The 13,085-nt window shown below is 44.8% G+C and carries 11 protein-coding genes and 20 tRNA genes; 28 read left to right on the top strand and 3 right to left on the bottom strand.

All coding sequences use genetic code 11. The features are described 5' to 3' along the window. Window positions 1–149: 149 nt before the first annotated feature. From OCU87_RS02355 to hemW, 3 genes are all read left to right on the top strand, one after another. Window positions 150–578 carry a DUF4426 domain-containing protein gene (locus tag OCU87_RS02355; RefSeq protein WP_094957444.1) on the top strand — a complete coding sequence of 143 codons (429 nt, stop codon included), beginning with the start codon at window positions 150–152 and terminating at the stop codon, window positions 576–578. Between the two features lie 157 nt (window positions 579–735). Next, the gene (locus OCU87_RS02350; RefSeq protein ID WP_261857763.1) at window positions 736–1,329 is read left to right on the top strand and encodes an XTP/dITP diphosphatase; all 594 of its coding nucleotides are present in this window, start codon (window positions 736–738) and stop codon (window positions 1,327–1,329) included. After that, the gene (gene hemW / locus OCU87_RS02345) at window positions 1,329–2,489 is read left to right on the top strand and encodes a radical SAM family heme chaperone HemW (RefSeq protein WP_062689537.1); all 1,161 of its coding nucleotides are present in this window, start codon (window positions 1,329–1,331) and stop codon (window positions 2,487–2,489) included. Before OCU87_RS02350 ends, hemW begins: the two co-directional genes overlap by 1 nt. A gap of 104 nt (window positions 2,490–2,593) precedes the next feature. Here the strand turns inward: hemW and OCU87_RS02340 are convergent, their stop codons facing one another. From OCU87_RS02340 to trmB, 3 genes are all read right to left on the bottom strand, one after another. Then, window positions 2,594–3,034 (bottom strand): hypothetical protein, encoded by a 441-nt coding sequence (locus OCU87_RS02340; protein ID WP_261857762.1) that lies wholly within the window; start codon window positions 3,032–3,034, stop codon window positions 2,594–2,596. Between the two features lie 48 nt (window positions 3,035–3,082). Next, entirely contained in the window at window positions 3,083–4,003 is a 921-nt protein-coding gene (gene glsB, locus OCU87_RS02335; protein ID WP_062689533.1) for a glutaminase B, read from the bottom strand. Window positions 4,004–4,092: 89 nt separating this feature from the next. Next, window positions 4,093–4,830 carry a tRNA (guanosine(46)-N7)-methyltransferase TrmB gene (gene trmB, locus OCU87_RS02330; protein WP_062689531.1) on the bottom strand — a complete coding sequence of 246 codons (738 nt, stop codon included), beginning with the start codon at window positions 4,828–4,830 and terminating at the stop codon, window positions 4,093–4,095. Window positions 4,831–5,127: 297 nt separating this feature from the next. On the opposite strand from trmB, the gene mutY reads away from it, so the two are divergent. The 25 genes from mutY (at window position 5,128) to OCU87_RS02205 (ending at window position 12,927) form a co-directional block, all read left to right on the top strand. Next, window positions 5,128–6,195, top strand: a complete 1,068-nt coding sequence (gene mutY / locus OCU87_RS02325) for an A/G-specific adenine glycosylase (protein WP_261857761.1) — start codon at window positions 5,128–5,130, stop codon at window positions 6,193–6,195. Window positions 6,196–6,306: 111 nt separating this feature from the next. Then, window positions 6,307–6,579 carry an oxidative damage protection protein gene (locus tag OCU87_RS02320; RefSeq protein WP_062689529.1) on the top strand — a complete coding sequence of 91 codons (273 nt, stop codon included), beginning with the start codon at window positions 6,307–6,309 and terminating at the stop codon, window positions 6,577–6,579. Between the two features lie 139 nt (window positions 6,580–6,718). Beyond that, complete coding sequence (gene mltC / locus OCU87_RS02315; RefSeq protein ID WP_062689527.1) at window positions 6,719–7,855, top strand: membrane-bound lytic murein transglycosylase MltC; 1,137 nt, start codon at window positions 6,719–6,721, stop codon at window positions 7,853–7,855. A 257-nt stretch (window positions 7,856–8,112) separates the two neighbouring features. Continuing rightward, window positions 8,113–8,188, top strand: a tRNA-Phe gene (locus OCU87_RS02310). Window positions 8,189–8,234: 46 nt separating this feature from the next. Then, a tRNA-Asn gene (locus tag OCU87_RS02305) sits at window positions 8,235–8,310 on the top strand. A 46-nt stretch (window positions 8,311–8,356) separates the two neighbouring features. Beyond that, window positions 8,357–8,432 (top strand) — tRNA-Thr (locus tag OCU87_RS02300). 60 nt (window positions 8,433–8,492) lie between these two features. Further along, a tRNA-Phe gene (locus OCU87_RS02295) sits at window positions 8,493–8,568 on the top strand. Between the two features lie 6 nt (window positions 8,569–8,574). Continuing rightward, a tRNA-Asn gene (locus OCU87_RS02290) sits at window positions 8,575–8,650 on the top strand. 44 nt (window positions 8,651–8,694) lie between these two features. Beyond that, window positions 8,695–8,770: transfer RNA gene (locus tag OCU87_RS02285), tRNA-Thr, on the top strand. A gap of 60 nt (window positions 8,771–8,830) precedes the next feature. Next, window positions 8,831–8,906, top strand: a tRNA-Phe gene (locus tag OCU87_RS02280). A 6-nt stretch (window positions 8,907–8,912) separates the two neighbouring features. Next, window positions 8,913–8,988 (top strand) — tRNA-Asn (locus OCU87_RS02275). Window positions 8,989–9,032: 44 nt separating this feature from the next. Further along, window positions 9,033–9,108, top strand: a tRNA-Thr gene (locus tag OCU87_RS02270). Window positions 9,109–9,168: 60 nt separating this feature from the next. Continuing rightward, window positions 9,169–9,244 (top strand) — tRNA-Phe (locus tag OCU87_RS02265). A gap of 6 nt (window positions 9,245–9,250) precedes the next feature. Beyond that, a tRNA-Asn gene (locus tag OCU87_RS02260) sits at window positions 9,251–9,326 on the top strand. Window positions 9,327–9,537: 211 nt separating this feature from the next. After that, window positions 9,538–10,161 carry a glutathione S-transferase family protein gene (locus OCU87_RS02255; protein ID WP_261857760.1) on the top strand — a complete coding sequence of 208 codons (624 nt, stop codon included), beginning with the start codon at window positions 9,538–9,540 and terminating at the stop codon, window positions 10,159–10,161. A gap of 116 nt (window positions 10,162–10,277) precedes the next feature. Continuing rightward, window positions 10,278–10,353 (top strand) — tRNA-Phe (locus OCU87_RS02250). Window positions 10,354–10,399: 46 nt separating this feature from the next. Further along, window positions 10,400–10,475, top strand: a tRNA-Asn gene (locus OCU87_RS02245). 46 nt (window positions 10,476–10,521) lie between these two features. Next, window positions 10,522–10,597: transfer RNA gene (locus OCU87_RS02240), tRNA-Thr, on the top strand. A 60-nt stretch (window positions 10,598–10,657) separates the two neighbouring features. Then, window positions 10,658–10,733 (top strand) — tRNA-Phe (locus tag OCU87_RS02235). A gap of 6 nt (window positions 10,734–10,739) precedes the next feature. Further along, window positions 10,740–10,815: transfer RNA gene (locus tag OCU87_RS02230), tRNA-Asn, on the top strand. Window positions 10,816–10,859: 44 nt separating this feature from the next. Then, window positions 10,860–10,935: transfer RNA gene (locus OCU87_RS02225), tRNA-Thr, on the top strand. Between the two features lie 60 nt (window positions 10,936–10,995). Beyond that, a tRNA-Phe gene (locus OCU87_RS02220) sits at window positions 10,996–11,071 on the top strand. A 6-nt stretch (window positions 11,072–11,077) separates the two neighbouring features. After that, window positions 11,078–11,153 (top strand) — tRNA-Asn (locus OCU87_RS02215). 46 nt (window positions 11,154–11,199) lie between these two features. Continuing rightward, window positions 11,200–11,275, top strand: a tRNA-Thr gene (locus tag OCU87_RS02210). Window positions 11,276–11,670: 395 nt separating this feature from the next. Then, window positions 11,671–12,927, top strand: a complete 1,257-nt coding sequence (locus tag OCU87_RS02205) for an HD-GYP domain-containing protein (RefSeq protein ID WP_261857759.1) — start codon at window positions 11,671–11,673, stop codon at window positions 12,925–12,927. Window positions 12,928–13,085 lie beyond the last annotated feature (158 nt).

Below are 13,085 nucleotides of genomic sequence, written 5' to 3'. Positions count from 1 at the left end.
GACTGCTTCACATAAGGATTTGCCCGACTCCTCTATACTTAGGGGAGTCGCTGTATTACCCACTTATGCTTGGAGTAATTAAATAACACCGCCAAGGTCTTATTAATTAACGACGAATAAAACTAAGTGAGTAACAAAAGGATAATGTCATGAAAAATATGTTTTTTTTACTGTCTGCGCTTTTATTCAGCGCCTTACCAGCCCAAGCCGAGCAACTTAAGAATATTGGTGAGCTAGAAGTACACTATTCTAGCTTCCCGTCGACCTTCCTAACGCCAGAAGTGGCCAGTACCTACCGTATCCAACGTAGCCGCTACTCTGCGGTAGTCAATGTCACCGTACTGGATAAAAGCCAGCAAGGAAAACCCGCAGTGGCGGCGGTACTGTCAGGTACGGCACGGAATTTACTGGGTAATGAAAAGCGCTTATCTTTTCGCGAAGTCCGTGAAGGCAAAGCTATTTATTACATTGCAGAAATTAGCCATGCTAATGAGGAAAGCTTAAAGTTTAATATCGATGTAAGCCAAAATGGTACCAATGGCACCATCAACTTTAAACAAACTTTCTTTGTCGATTAAGACTCAAGTTAAATCAGTAATATCAGGCGTCTAAAGTTACTCTTAGACGCCTTTTTCTTTTCTGCTCACAGAATCAGATCCGCAATCTACTGAACCAGTAGATTGAATGGGGTATGATGCGCCCCAGATACAATGACTGCATTTCAGAGGAAAAGTAATGAGCAAACTTGTACTAGCAACAGGCAACCAAGGCAAAGTGAAAGAGATGGCTAATATTCTGGCCGATTTCGGTTTTGATGTGGTTGCACAAAGTGATTACAACGTCTCTGAAGTGGCAGAAACTGGCACCACTTTCATTGAAAATGCCATTATCAAAGCGCGTCATGCCGCTAAAGAAACGGGCTTACCTGCTATCGCGGATGACTCAGGTTTAGAGGTTGATTTCCTAAAAGGCGCACCAGGTATTTATTCCGCGCGTTACGCTGGCGAAGGTGCAAGCGATCAGCAGAACATCGAGAAACTACTTGAGGCGATGAAAGATGCACCAGCAGACCAACGCACTGCACGCTTCCATTGTGTGCTGGTAATGATGCGTCATGAAAACGATCCAACACCTTTGGTATGCCACGGTAGCTGGGAAGGCAGCATCCTGACCGAAACCCACGGTGACAATGGCTTCGGCTACGATCCTGTATTCTGGGTACCAGAAGATCAATGCGCATCAGCACAGCTAGAGCCTGTACGTAAGAAACAACTGTCGCACCGTGGTAAAGCACTGCAAAAACTCTTTGCTGCGCTAAAGGAAGCCTAATGCAAGTACCACCGCTTAGCTTATACGTTCATATCCCTTGGTGTGTTCAGAAATGCCCATACTGCGACTTCAACTCGCACGCCTTAAAAGCGGATATTCCCGAGCTCGACTACATTGATGCGTTGCTCGACGATCTTGATATCGATTTAGCCGCTTATCAGCTTGATGATCGTGCGCGACCGCTTCACTCAATCTTTATTGGTGGTGGCACGCCAAGCTTGATCTCACCTCCAGAAATTGGTCGACTCATCGCTGGGATCCAAGCGCGTATTCCATTTAGTGACGACATTGAAATCACCATGGAAGCCAATCCTGGCACAGTAGAAGCAGGACGTTTTGACGCCTATCGCCAAGTCGGTGTTAACCGCATTTCTATCGGGGTACAAAGCTTCCAAGATGAAAAGTTAACCCGCTTAGGCCGCATTCACGGCAGTGACGAAGCAAAAAAAGCGGCACTACTGGCCACCAATGCTGGCTTAAACAGCTTTAACCTCGATTTAATGCACGGCTTACCGGATCAGTCACTGGATGATGCGATGTCGGATCTCCAGCAAGCTATTGCTCAAAATCCACCGCATTTGTCTTGGTACCAACTCACCATAGAACCCAACACCTTGTTCTATTCAAAGCCGCCAACGCTGCCTGATGACGACAATTTGTGGGATATTTTCGAGCAAGGCCACCAGCTATTAGCTGAAGCGGGTTATGTGCAGTACGAGATTTCTGGCTATAGCAAACCAGGCTATCAGTGTCGTCATAACCTTAACTACTGGCGTTTTGGTGACTACCTTGGCATAGGTTGTGGATCGCACGGTAAAGTCAGTTTTGCCGATGGACGTATTGTTCGTACCGTCAAAGTAAAACATCCTCGTGGCTATTTGAACCCCGCGAAACCGTACCTAGATCAAGCAACAGAAGTGACGATTGAAGATCGTCCGTTTGAATTCTTCATGAACCGCTTCCGCTTACTAGAAGCCTGTCCAAAGCAAGATTTTATTGATCGTACCGGCTTACCATTAAGTACTATCGCACCGACAATGGATTGGGCGATCGAGCAAAACTTCCTGCAAGATCAAGGCGAGCAGTGGCAGATCACCGAGCACGGAAAACTATTTTTAAACGATTTACTGGCCGCTTTTGTCGCTGAAGACGACGAATAACATCCCGTTTTCGCTTAAAAACAAAAAACGCGAATGCTCACCACATTCGCGTTTTTTATTTTATCTATCCGACACTTCTGCAATAACTTAGGGCTGGTTAAAACTTATAGTGTCACTGTACGCCATGCTTTTAGTGCTGGAATAGTCGATTGAATTTGCTGTTCTTTTTGTTGACGCGCCGCTACTTTTTGGCACAGTTCATCACTGATTTCACCCTCATCACTTATCGGAAATAATTGCGCTAAATCCGCAAGCATCAACTGATGATAGTCCGATAAAACCTGCTGCTGTTCCGCGCTTAATGCCACGCGATGCACACCAAAATAGAGCTTACCTTCAGCATTAACAGTAAACGCATGCTGCCCATCATTCAATGAAAGCGCACCTTGTTCAACCGACACCTGATTGTGCCATATTGGCTCACATGCCAGTGTAACAGAGGCACCTAACATCCCCACCACAACCAGTGCCGCAGATATCATACGAGCTAATGCACGAAAGATCGTTATTCGTTTTCTGCTCAGTGTTCTCTTCAGTCCTGTCATCTCATCCCCTTTAAACGGCAAAGGGCGACGGACTATACCAAGATCACCCTAAAAAATTGAACGGCCAATACGCTCTGCAAGTAACTCCAGTGCTGCCGTACCTGCTAATGAATTACCGGAAGGATCCAGTTCTGGCGACCATACACAGATCGTCATTTCACCCGGCACAATCGCAACAATACCGCCACCAACACCAGATTTGCCCGGCATACCGACACGGTAAGCAAACTCGCCAGCGCCATCGTATAAACCACAGGTCGCAAGCAATGCATTCATTTGCTTACTCTGAGTTTGGCTGATAATGGTTTTTTTTGCGCCTAAAGGAAGTCCCTTATTTGCTAAGTAACTAAAGGTACGCGCCAAATCAACGCAGCTCATCCGCAGCGAACAGTAGCTAAAATAGTTAGTTAGAACTGGCATCACTTCATTTTCAAAGTTACCGAACGAACGCATTAAATAGGCAATGGATGCATTACGATCGCTGTGTTGCATTTCTGAACTCGCTACCGCTTTATCGTAAATAAGGTGTGGGTTACAAGCCAGTTCACGCACTTGTTCCAGCATTCGATATTGTGGAGCAGACAAGCGGCTATGCAGTAAATCTGATACCACTAACGCCCCCGCATTAATAAAAGGATTACGCGGAATACCGTTTTCCATTTCCAGCTGGATCATTGAGTTAAATGCATGACCCGATGGTTCCTTTCCTACTCGTTGCCAGATTTCTTCTGGCTCGTACAAGGTCATCGCCAATGTCAGACTCAGCACCTTGGAAATCGATTGAATAGAAAAACATTCGTTACTGTCGCCCGCTTGAATAATCTCACCATCGTTGTAACACACAGCGATGCCAAGTTTGTTCGGCGAAACTTCGGCTAAGGCAGGAATATAATCAGCCACTTTTCCCTTACCAATTAAGGGCCTGACTTCATCCAAAATACCAGCGAGTAACTCTTCTGTTGGTTTCATTTCTTCAACTCCAAGGGCAAAAAAGCCAACACTAGGTTGGCTTTTTAATTTACGGTGACTGTAAATTCAGTACATTTTTACGTTACGAATTACTCAGTACGCGCGAATTTCATGTCCCACACGCCGTGACCTAAACGGTGACCACGTGCTTCGAATTTAGTTAATGGGCGATCTTCTGGACGAGGAATATAGTCGCCATCTGTTGCCGTGTTTTTGTAGCCAGGGGCTGCATTCATCACTTCAACCATGTGCTCTGCATAGTTTTCCCAGTCTGTCGCCATGTGGAATACACCACCGATTTTAAGCTTCTTACGTAGCATTTCAACGAATTCTGGCTGAACGATGCGACGTTTGTGATGACGCGCTTTATGCCATGGGTCAGGAAAGAACAGTTGAACGGTATCTAAGCTACCGTCTGGGATCATGTAATCAAACACTTCCACGCCATCGTGACACATAACACGAAGGTTAGTCAGTTCAGCTTCACCTGCCGCCATTAAACATGCGCCAACACCAGGGCTATGTACTTCAATACCGATAAAGTTTTTCTCTGGTGCGTTTTTCGCCATTTCTACTAGCGAAGCGCCCATACCAAAACCAATCTCAAGCACAACAGGTGCTTCACGGTTGTATTCTTCAGCCCAGTTTAGGTTTTCTTTAACGAAATCCACACCCATAGTCGGCCAGTGTTTATCCATTGCCATTTCTTGGCCTTTGGTTAAACGACCTTCACGACGAACGAAGCTACGGATCTTACGAACCAGCTTACCGTCTTCAGTAAATTCAGTCAGCGTAACGTCGCCAGACTTCTTTGTAACTTCACTCATGGGGGGTTTCCTAAACTAGAAAAGAATAAAAACTAAGCGACGGCATTATCCAAAGTTATGGGATAAGTGCAAGTCTGATGTCGAATTCAGCACCCTGCTTATACCATCAACTACAAAAAAAAACATTAACCGAGCAGATACCGCCCTAATCAATCCACCGACGGTTCATTACGACAGCCCTGACTTTCATTGCGAGAATGCTTACTTTATGGTGCAATCCACCTCGAATATAGAGTCGCTATACACAATAACAAACACATTAAAGAGCGTGCTACCAATGCGCCTAAGTAGAGTCCTGTGAGCAATCCTGTCAGTAATGCCTTCTCCCACGCTATTTTAGCTTGGTACGATAAATTTGGCCGCAAAACCTTGCCTTGGCAATTAGAAAAAACGCCTTATAAAGTATGGTTAAGCGAGATCATGTTACAACAAACTCAAGTTGCAACTGTCATCCCCTATTTCGAACGCTTCTTGGCACGCTTTCCAACCGTGCAAGATCTGGCAGCAGCAGAGCAAGATGAAGTACTTCACTTGTGGACAGGACTCGGCTACTACGCACGAGCTCGCAACCTACACAAAGCAGCGCAATGCATAGTGAACGAACATGGCGGTATCTTCCCTTCAGATATCGACCAAGTACAAGCCTTGTCTGGCATTGGCCGCTCAACCGCAGGTGCGGTTCTATCACTATCACTCAAGCAGCATCATCCAATTTTAGATGGTAACGTCAAACGTACCCTTTCGCGTTGCTATGCCATCGAAGGCTGGCCGGGGAAAAAAAACGTAGAAAACGCACTGTGGGAAATAGCGGAAACCAATACGCCCGCTGACGGCGTAGAACGTTACAACCAAGCCATGATGGATATGGGGGCTATGATTTGTACCCGAAGCAAACCTAAGTGTGAATTATGCCCAGTCAATGATATTTGCCAAGCTAAAGCGCAAGGGCGCCAAGCCGAGTTCCCAGGTAAAAAGCCAAAGAAAACGATGCCTGAAAAACAAACATGGTTTGTAATTTTGCAGCATGGCGATGAAGTTTGGCTGGAACAGCGCCCACAAACCGGTATTTGGGGCGGATTATGGTGTTTCCCTCAGCACGATAACGATCAACTCACAGACATCATTGAACAGCGCCTCTCGGATCAATCCAGAGTGGTCGCGAAAGAGCAGCTTACCGCTTTTCGTCATACATTCAGCCATTATCATCTCGACATTACACCGGTACATTTCACATTAGACAAGCTACCACATGAAATACGAGAAAACGGCCAATGGTATAACTTACGTCAACCTGCAAAAATTGGCTTAGCCGCCCCCGTTCAGCAAATTTTAGAGAGTTTGCACTATCAGCTTGTGAACGGTTAACCCTAGAAAATTAATGGCTTTGTGATACGCATGGGAGTTCTGGCAGCCGTCGCGACACTCTGGTATAACTAGCTGCGTACGTAAGTAGGTTATGACTGAAGGAGCCGCTCAATGAGCCGTACTGTATTTTGTACTCGCCTTAAAAAAGATGCGGAAGGTTTAGATTTCCAACTTTACCCTGGTGAACTTGGTAAACGCATTTTCGACAACATTTCTAAAGAAGCTTGGACTGAATGGCAAGGTAAACAAACCATGCTGATCAATGAGAAAAAGCTCAACATGATGGATGTCGAACACCGTAAATTGCTTGAAACAGAGATGGTTAAATTCCTGTTTGAAGGTCAAGACGTGATCATCGACGGTTACACACCGCCGAGTGAGTAATTGCACTGTATCTTTGTCGATATAGTTACTGAACGTCACGGTTTGTTATCATTTCGGTGAAAAAGGCTTACCGTAAGGTTCAGAAAATGACATCATTTGTCGCTACATAAATGATGTCATTTTTTTATCTGTCGGTGTTATGAAAAAACGCGCTCTCTTATTGTTGTCCTTAGCTCTATTAAATGGTTGTAGCCGTGAATTTATTGAAAAAATTTACGACGTTGACTACAGCACGACAAACCGTTTCGCCAACAACCTTGCACCGCTTCCTGGCCAATTCACCAAAGATTTAGTGGCATTAGATAAACTGATCAACTCATTCAATGGTGAAGTCGAACGCTATTGGGGCAATGAAGGCATGATTGCCAGTAAGCACCACTACGTAAAATACACCGACGGTTATCAAAGCCGTGCCCACGTTGATTTCGACCGAGGCGTTGTTGTTATTGGAACCGTGGCAAAAACAGAACCAGAAAAACACTTAAAAGCCGCCATCGTAACAACCCTTCTTACTCCCGATGATCCTGCTGGGGTCGATCTTTACTCGGATCAAAAAATTCAAGTCGGAGGTAAACCCTTCCTGTTTGGCCAAGTATTAGATCAAGATAAAAAACCCGTTGAATGGTCGTGGCGTGCTAATCGCTTTGCCGACTACTTAGTCAAAAATAAAATCAAAAAGCGCAAGGTTCGTTTTCAACAAGCGTATTACGTGGAAATCCCAATGGTGGCCGATCACGTTGATAAGCGGGGTTACAAATATGCCAGCATCGTGCGCGACGCATCGAAACGTTACGGTATTAATGAAGATTTGATTTACGCGATCATCAAAACAGAAAGCAGCTTTAACCCTTATGCAGTGAGCCACGCTAATGCCTATGGTCTAATGCAAGTGGTGCCCAAAACCGCAGGGGCTGATGTTTTTAAGTTGGTGAAAAAGAAATCAGGCGTACCCTCGCCCGAGTACCTCTTTGACCCAGTCAAAAATATTGATACCGGAACCGCATATTTTTACATCTTAAAAAACCGTTATTTAAGGGATGTAAAACACCCTACTTCACTGCATTACAGCATGATTTCTGCTTATAACGGCGGGACTGGTGGCGTACTCAATACGTTCAATCGTAATGATCGTAAACGCGCAATGAATGATCTCAATAACTTGAAACCCAACCAAGTGTATTGGGCATTAACCAATAAACACCCGAAAGCTGAAGCTCGACGTTACTTACAAAAGGTAACGACTTTCCAAAAAGAATTTAATCAAGGCAAGATCTAGCAAGCTGCTCACTTATTCACCTCGCGCCACTTCCTTAAAGTGGCGCGACAGAAAATCAACGACAAATCAGCGGCAAAATCCCTCAGCCCCAAAAACATCGTTTACCTCACCTACTCCAATTTTGGGGTTTCTACTACCTTAAATGTGCGATCCTTCCACCCCTATGTGTAAAATTCCAGCAAGCAGGCCGATTTACTGTTTTATCTAAAAAAAATGGTTGACGACAACGCCCAAAACCCGTTTAATAGCGCTCCGTTGCCTCGATAGCTCAGTCGGTAGAGCAGAGGATTGAAAATCCTCGTGTCGGTGGTTCGATTCCGCCTCGAGGCACCATTACTTCTCTTTAGTAGTTAAAAATGGTGCAAGCAACGATAGCAATTCCCCTTTAGTTCAGTTGGTAGAACGGCGGACTGTTAATCCGTATGTCGCAAGTTCAAGTCTTGCAAGGGGAGCCAAATTTAGTTGTTAAGCAATAGCTTGATGACAAACAAGAATTCGTGTGCCGACTTAGCTCAGTAGGTAGAGCAACTGACTTGTAATCAGTAGGTCACCAGTTCGACTCCGGTAGTCGGCACCATTCTTTAGCAAGTTATGCTTTTAGCAGATTTGCAAAAGTTAACACTTCGGTGTGACTTTTGCCTCGATAGCTCAGTCGGTAGAGCAGAGGATTGAAAATCCTCGTGTCGGTGGTTCGATTCCGCCTCGAGGCACCATATAATTCCCCTTTAGTTCAGTTGGTAGAACGGCGGACTGTTAATCCGTATGTCGCAAGTTCAAGTCTTGCAAGGGGAGCCAAATTCGTTAACAAGCTTTTGCTTGGTAACAAAAAAGATTCGTGTGCCGACTTAGCTCAGTAGGTAGAGCAACTGACTTGTAATCAGTAGGTCACCAGTTCGACTCCGGTAGTCGGCACCATTCTTTAGCAAGTTCTGCTTTTAGCAGATTTGCAAAAGTTAACACTTCGGTGTGACTTTTGCCTCGATAGCTCAGTCGGTAGAGCAGAGGATTGAAAATCCTCGTGTCGGTGGTTCGATTCCGCCTCGAGGCACCATATAATTCCCCTTTAGTTCAGTTGGTAGAACGGCGGACTGTTAATCCGTATGTCGCAAGTTCAAGTCTTGCAAGGGGAGCCAAATTCGTTAACAAGCTTTTGCTTGGTAACAAAAAAGATTCGTGTGCCGACTTAGCTCAGTAGGTAGAGCAACTGACTTGTAATCAGTAGGTCACCAGTTCGACTCCGGTAGTCGGCACCATTCTTTAGCAAGTTCTGCTTTTAGCAGATTTGCAAAAGTTAACACTTCGGTGTGACTTTTGCCTCGATAGCTCAGTCGGTAGAGCAGAGGATTGAAAATCCTCGTGTCGGTGGTTCGATTCCGCCTCGAGGCACCATACAATTCCCCTTTAGTTCAGTTGGTAGAACGGCGGACTGTTAATCCGTATGTCGCAAGTTCAAGTCTTGCAAGGGGAGCCAAATTATCTAGGTTATCCTAGAGTGAAAAAGCCTCATCTTCGGATGAGGCTTTTTTGTGTCTGCAATTTATCAGCCCATCCACACCACTCTCCCTCTTTTTATTCAAACCAACATCCACCATTAGCGACTCAGAACAAAATACCATGATGTCTTTTCGCGTTAGCTATTCTTCGTCTAGTGTTAACAATGTCACTCAGTAAAAGGACGATATATGCTCACCTTGTACGGATACCCTCGTAGTCGGTCATTACGTGTTTCATGGCTATTGGAAGAGCTAGGGCTAGATTGGCAATATCACTTGGTCAACCTTCAGCAAGGCGAGCAAAAAACGACAGACTATTTACAGCATAATGTTGAAGGCAAAGTCCCCACTCTGATCGACAACGATCTCACGCTATGCGAATCAACCGCAATTTGTTTGTATCTTGCTGAACGTTATGGTCCACACTGGCTGCCGCATCAATCCCTGCAACAACAAGCTCGCCATCATCAATGGATCAGTTTTATCATCACCGAGCTAGAACAACCTTTGTGGAACATCGGGAAGCATCGCTATGCCCTACCAGAACCGATTCGTTTACCCGAAATGCAAGCCGTCGCCAGTTGGGAATTTAAGAAAGCCATTAATGTTGCCTCACATTGGCTCCCCGAGAGTGATTATTTATTCGGCAACCTGCCCACCGTTGCCGATCTTATTTTGACCCACACCCTGAACTGGGCAACGGCCTTCAAACAGAAACTTCCTGCGAATATCGAAAAATACCGCCTTTTTGTGTCACAACGCCCGGCTTTAATGCGTGCGCTGCTCAAAGAGCAACAGGCCCTTCCAACCTAAAAAAAACGCATTACGGGGTACTTTCTAATCAATCAGAGCAAAAAAACCAAAGTTAAGCGATAGATTGAAAAAAATCGTTGACGACAAAGCCGAAAACCTTTTTAATGCGCTCCGTTGCCTCGATAGCTCAGTCGGTAGAGCAGAGGATTGAAAATCCTCGTGTCGGTGGTTCGATTCCGCCTCGAGGCACCATTACTTCTCTTTAGTAGTTAAAAATGGTGCAAGCAACGATAGCAATTCCCCTTTAGTTCAGTTGGTAGAACGGCGGACTGTTAATCCGTATGTCGCAAGTTCAAGTCTTGCAAGGGGAGCCAAATTTAGTTGTTAAGCAATAGCTTGATGACAAACAAGAATTCGTGTGCCGACTTAGCTCAGTAGGTAGAGCAACTGACTTGTAATCAGTAGGTCACCAGTTCGACTCCGGTAGTCGGCACCATTCTTTAGCAAGTTCTGCTTTTAGCAGGTTTGCAAAAGTTAACACTTCGGTGTGACTTTTGCCTCGATAGCTCAGTCGGTAGAGCAGAGGATTGAAAATCCTCGTGTCGGTGGTTCGATTCCGCCTCGAGGCACCATACAATTCCCCTTTAGTTCAGTTGGTAGAACGGCGGACTGTTAATCCGTATGTCGCAAGTTCAAGTCTTGCAAGGGGAGCCAAATTCGTTAACAAGCTTTTGCTTGGTAACAAAAAAGATTCGTGTGCCGACTTAGCTCAGTAGGTAGAGCAACTGACTTGTAATCAGTAGGTCACCAGTTCGACTCCGGTAGTCGGCACCATTCTTTAGCAAGTTCTGCTTTTAGCAGATTTGCAAAAGTTAACACTTCGGTGTGACTTTTGCCTCGATAGCTCAGTCGGTAGAGCAGAGGATTGAAAATCCTCGTGTCGGTGGTTCGATTCCGCCTCGAGGCACCATATAATTCCCCTTTAGTTCAGTTGGTAGAACGGCGGACTGTTAATCCGTATGTCGCAAGTTCAAGTCTTGCAAGGGGAGCCAATAACTTTGAGTTGATACTTTCAGCTTAAAGACAAAAATTTAGTGTGCCGACTTAGCTCAGTAGGTAGAGCAACTGACTTGTAATCAGTAGGTCACCAGTTCGACTCCGGTAGTCGGCACCATTTTTTGAAAACCTCATCTTCGGATGAGGTTTTTTTTTACCAGTCAAAAATGACTCCCTCCCCCCCTCCCATCTCGTCTTTTTTGAACAAACATTTGTTCAGTTGGTGATTATTGATATGATAAGCAATTACGCCATAACGCATTGACCTATGGTGTGGTTTAAGCAACTTATCACAATGATATTAGTCGCCTATAGGTAGTAATATTCTATTAAACCGCACGCATCGAGTTGATAAGCCTAGTTTTAGCACCTGTTACTCATACCAGTAACATATCAAGGGCAAACTCAGTGCCATATTCAGTAATGAGTGTAATTCCTACAATAATTATGATGACTTAAAAAGCGAAACCAGCACGGTTAGCGCTAACATTAACTGGTTGTTCTATTTAACTCATGGCAAACATCAAACTTGCGGTCGATCGCTTAACTCCGGGCTTATACGTCAAACTCCCTTTGCAATGGACCGAGCACCCATTTCTGCTCAATCATTTCAAAATCAAAGATCAGCAACAGCTACGTCTAATAAAAAGCTTAAATCTTAAGTATGTCTACCTGATCCCTGATAAGAGCGATAATGCCCCGCTCGACCCAGACACCAAACCAGAAGCAATTTCAGAACAAGAAAGTCAGTTTCTGGGGAAACAAGCAGAAAAACTGTGGCAAGAAAAGCAGCGTCGTATTGAACATCTGAAAAACTACAAACTCAGGGTTCAGCGCTGCGAGAAGAATTTTTCACGCTCATTAGCGCAGTTACGCTCTATTGTCAGTAAAATCAAAAGCCGCCCTGTTACCGCCATCGATGAAGCCAATGATCTGGTTAGCACCATGGTTGATGCCTTGATGGAGTCTGATAACGTTGCACTGCATTTAATGAATGACAAAAAAGAGCATGAAGATATTTATTTTCATTCGCTCAATGTCGCCATTATTGCCATGATGCTCGCCAAAGCGAATGGGATGTCTTCGGAAAGTATCAAGCACCTAGCGTTAGGGGCTTTATTCCATGATATGGGAAAACTGAAAGTACCTACGGCGATATTGCGAAAAACAACGCCGTTAACGCCACCTGAAGAAAACTATCTACGTTTGCACACAAAGTATAGCCTTGAGCTTGCAAACCTTGCAGATACCTTCCCAGAGGCTGCAAAGCCCATACTAGAGCAGCACCATGAGTTGATTGATGGTTCTGGCTATCCTAAGGGGCTGAAAGGCGATCAAATTACCGCAGATGCCCAGCTGATTGCCCTCGTAAATGCTTACGATTCGTTGTGCCACCCACAAGATGCTTCCAAGGCGCGTATTCCTTACAGTGCGCTGTCGTATTTGTTTAAAAATAAGAAAGCGCAATACAACAATGAATACATGGCGTTGCTGGTCAAATTAATGGGCGTGTATCCACCGGGTAGCGTAGTGCAACTTTCCAACCAACAATTAGGTTTGGTCATCTCGGTAAATACCAGCAGTCTGCTATTTCCGAACGTATTGCTCTACGATCCATCGGTGCCATCTAATGAAGCCCCCATCATTGATTTGGAAGAGAGTAATTTAAAGATCGAGCGTGCTATCGCCCCCGATAAATTACCAGAGCAGGTTTATGACTATTTAAACCCGCGAGTACGCATCTCTTTCTATTTTGATCCAACCGATTAATCCTCTTACAGGTTTATCGTTTCTCATTCATTAGTGATGTAAACGAAAAAACACCAATAAAAACGGCTCGTTGATTCTCTCAACGAGCCGTTATCTTTTTAAATAAACATCAATTTATTGATTCTGAATGCATTGGCTCCAGGTACAGCAGCTATCAT

Source organism: Photobacterium sanguinicancri (assembly GCF_024346675.1).
Classification (GTDB): Bacteria; Pseudomonadota; Gammaproteobacteria; order Enterobacterales; family Vibrionaceae; genus Photobacterium; species Photobacterium sanguinicancri.
This window is presented reverse-complemented; position numbering and strand designations above follow the sequence as displayed.

Bases quoted from the DNA above. Each gene is read 5' to 3' on its own strand.
- glsB (WP_062689533.1), bottom strand. From the start codon at position 4,003: ATGAAACCAACAGAAGAGTTACTCGCTGGTATTTTGGATGAAGTCAGG.
- OCU87_RS02255 (WP_261857760.1), top strand. From the start codon at position 9,538: ATGCTCACCTTGTACGGATACCCTCGTAGTCGGTCATTACGTGTTTCA.
- trmB (WP_062689531.1), bottom strand. From the start codon at position 4,830: ATGAGTGAAGTTACAAAGAAGTCTGGCGACGTTACGCTGACTGAATTT.
- OCU87_RS02205 (WP_261857759.1), top strand. From the start codon at position 11,671: ATGGCAAACATCAAACTTGCGGTCGATCGCTTAACTCCGGGCTTATAC.
- hemW (WP_062689537.1), top strand. From the start codon at position 1,329: ATGCAAGTACCACCGCTTAGCTTATACGTTCATATCCCTTGGTGTGTT.
- mltC (WP_062689527.1), top strand. From the start codon at position 6,719: ATGAAAAAACGCGCTCTCTTATTGTTGTCCTTAGCTCTATTAAATGGT.
- OCU87_RS02340 (WP_261857762.1), bottom strand. From the start codon at position 3,034: ATGACAGGACTGAAGAGAACACTGAGCAGAAAACGAATAACGATCTTT.
- OCU87_RS02355 (WP_094957444.1), top strand. From the start codon at position 150: ATGAAAAATATGTTTTTTTTACTGTCTGCGCTTTTATTCAGCGCCTTA.
- OCU87_RS02320 (WP_062689529.1), top strand. From the start codon at position 6,307: ATGAGCCGTACTGTATTTTGTACTCGCCTTAAAAAAGATGCGGAAGGT.
- OCU87_RS02350 (WP_261857763.1), top strand. From the start codon at position 736: ATGAGCAAACTTGTACTAGCAACAGGCAACCAAGGCAAAGTGAAAGAG.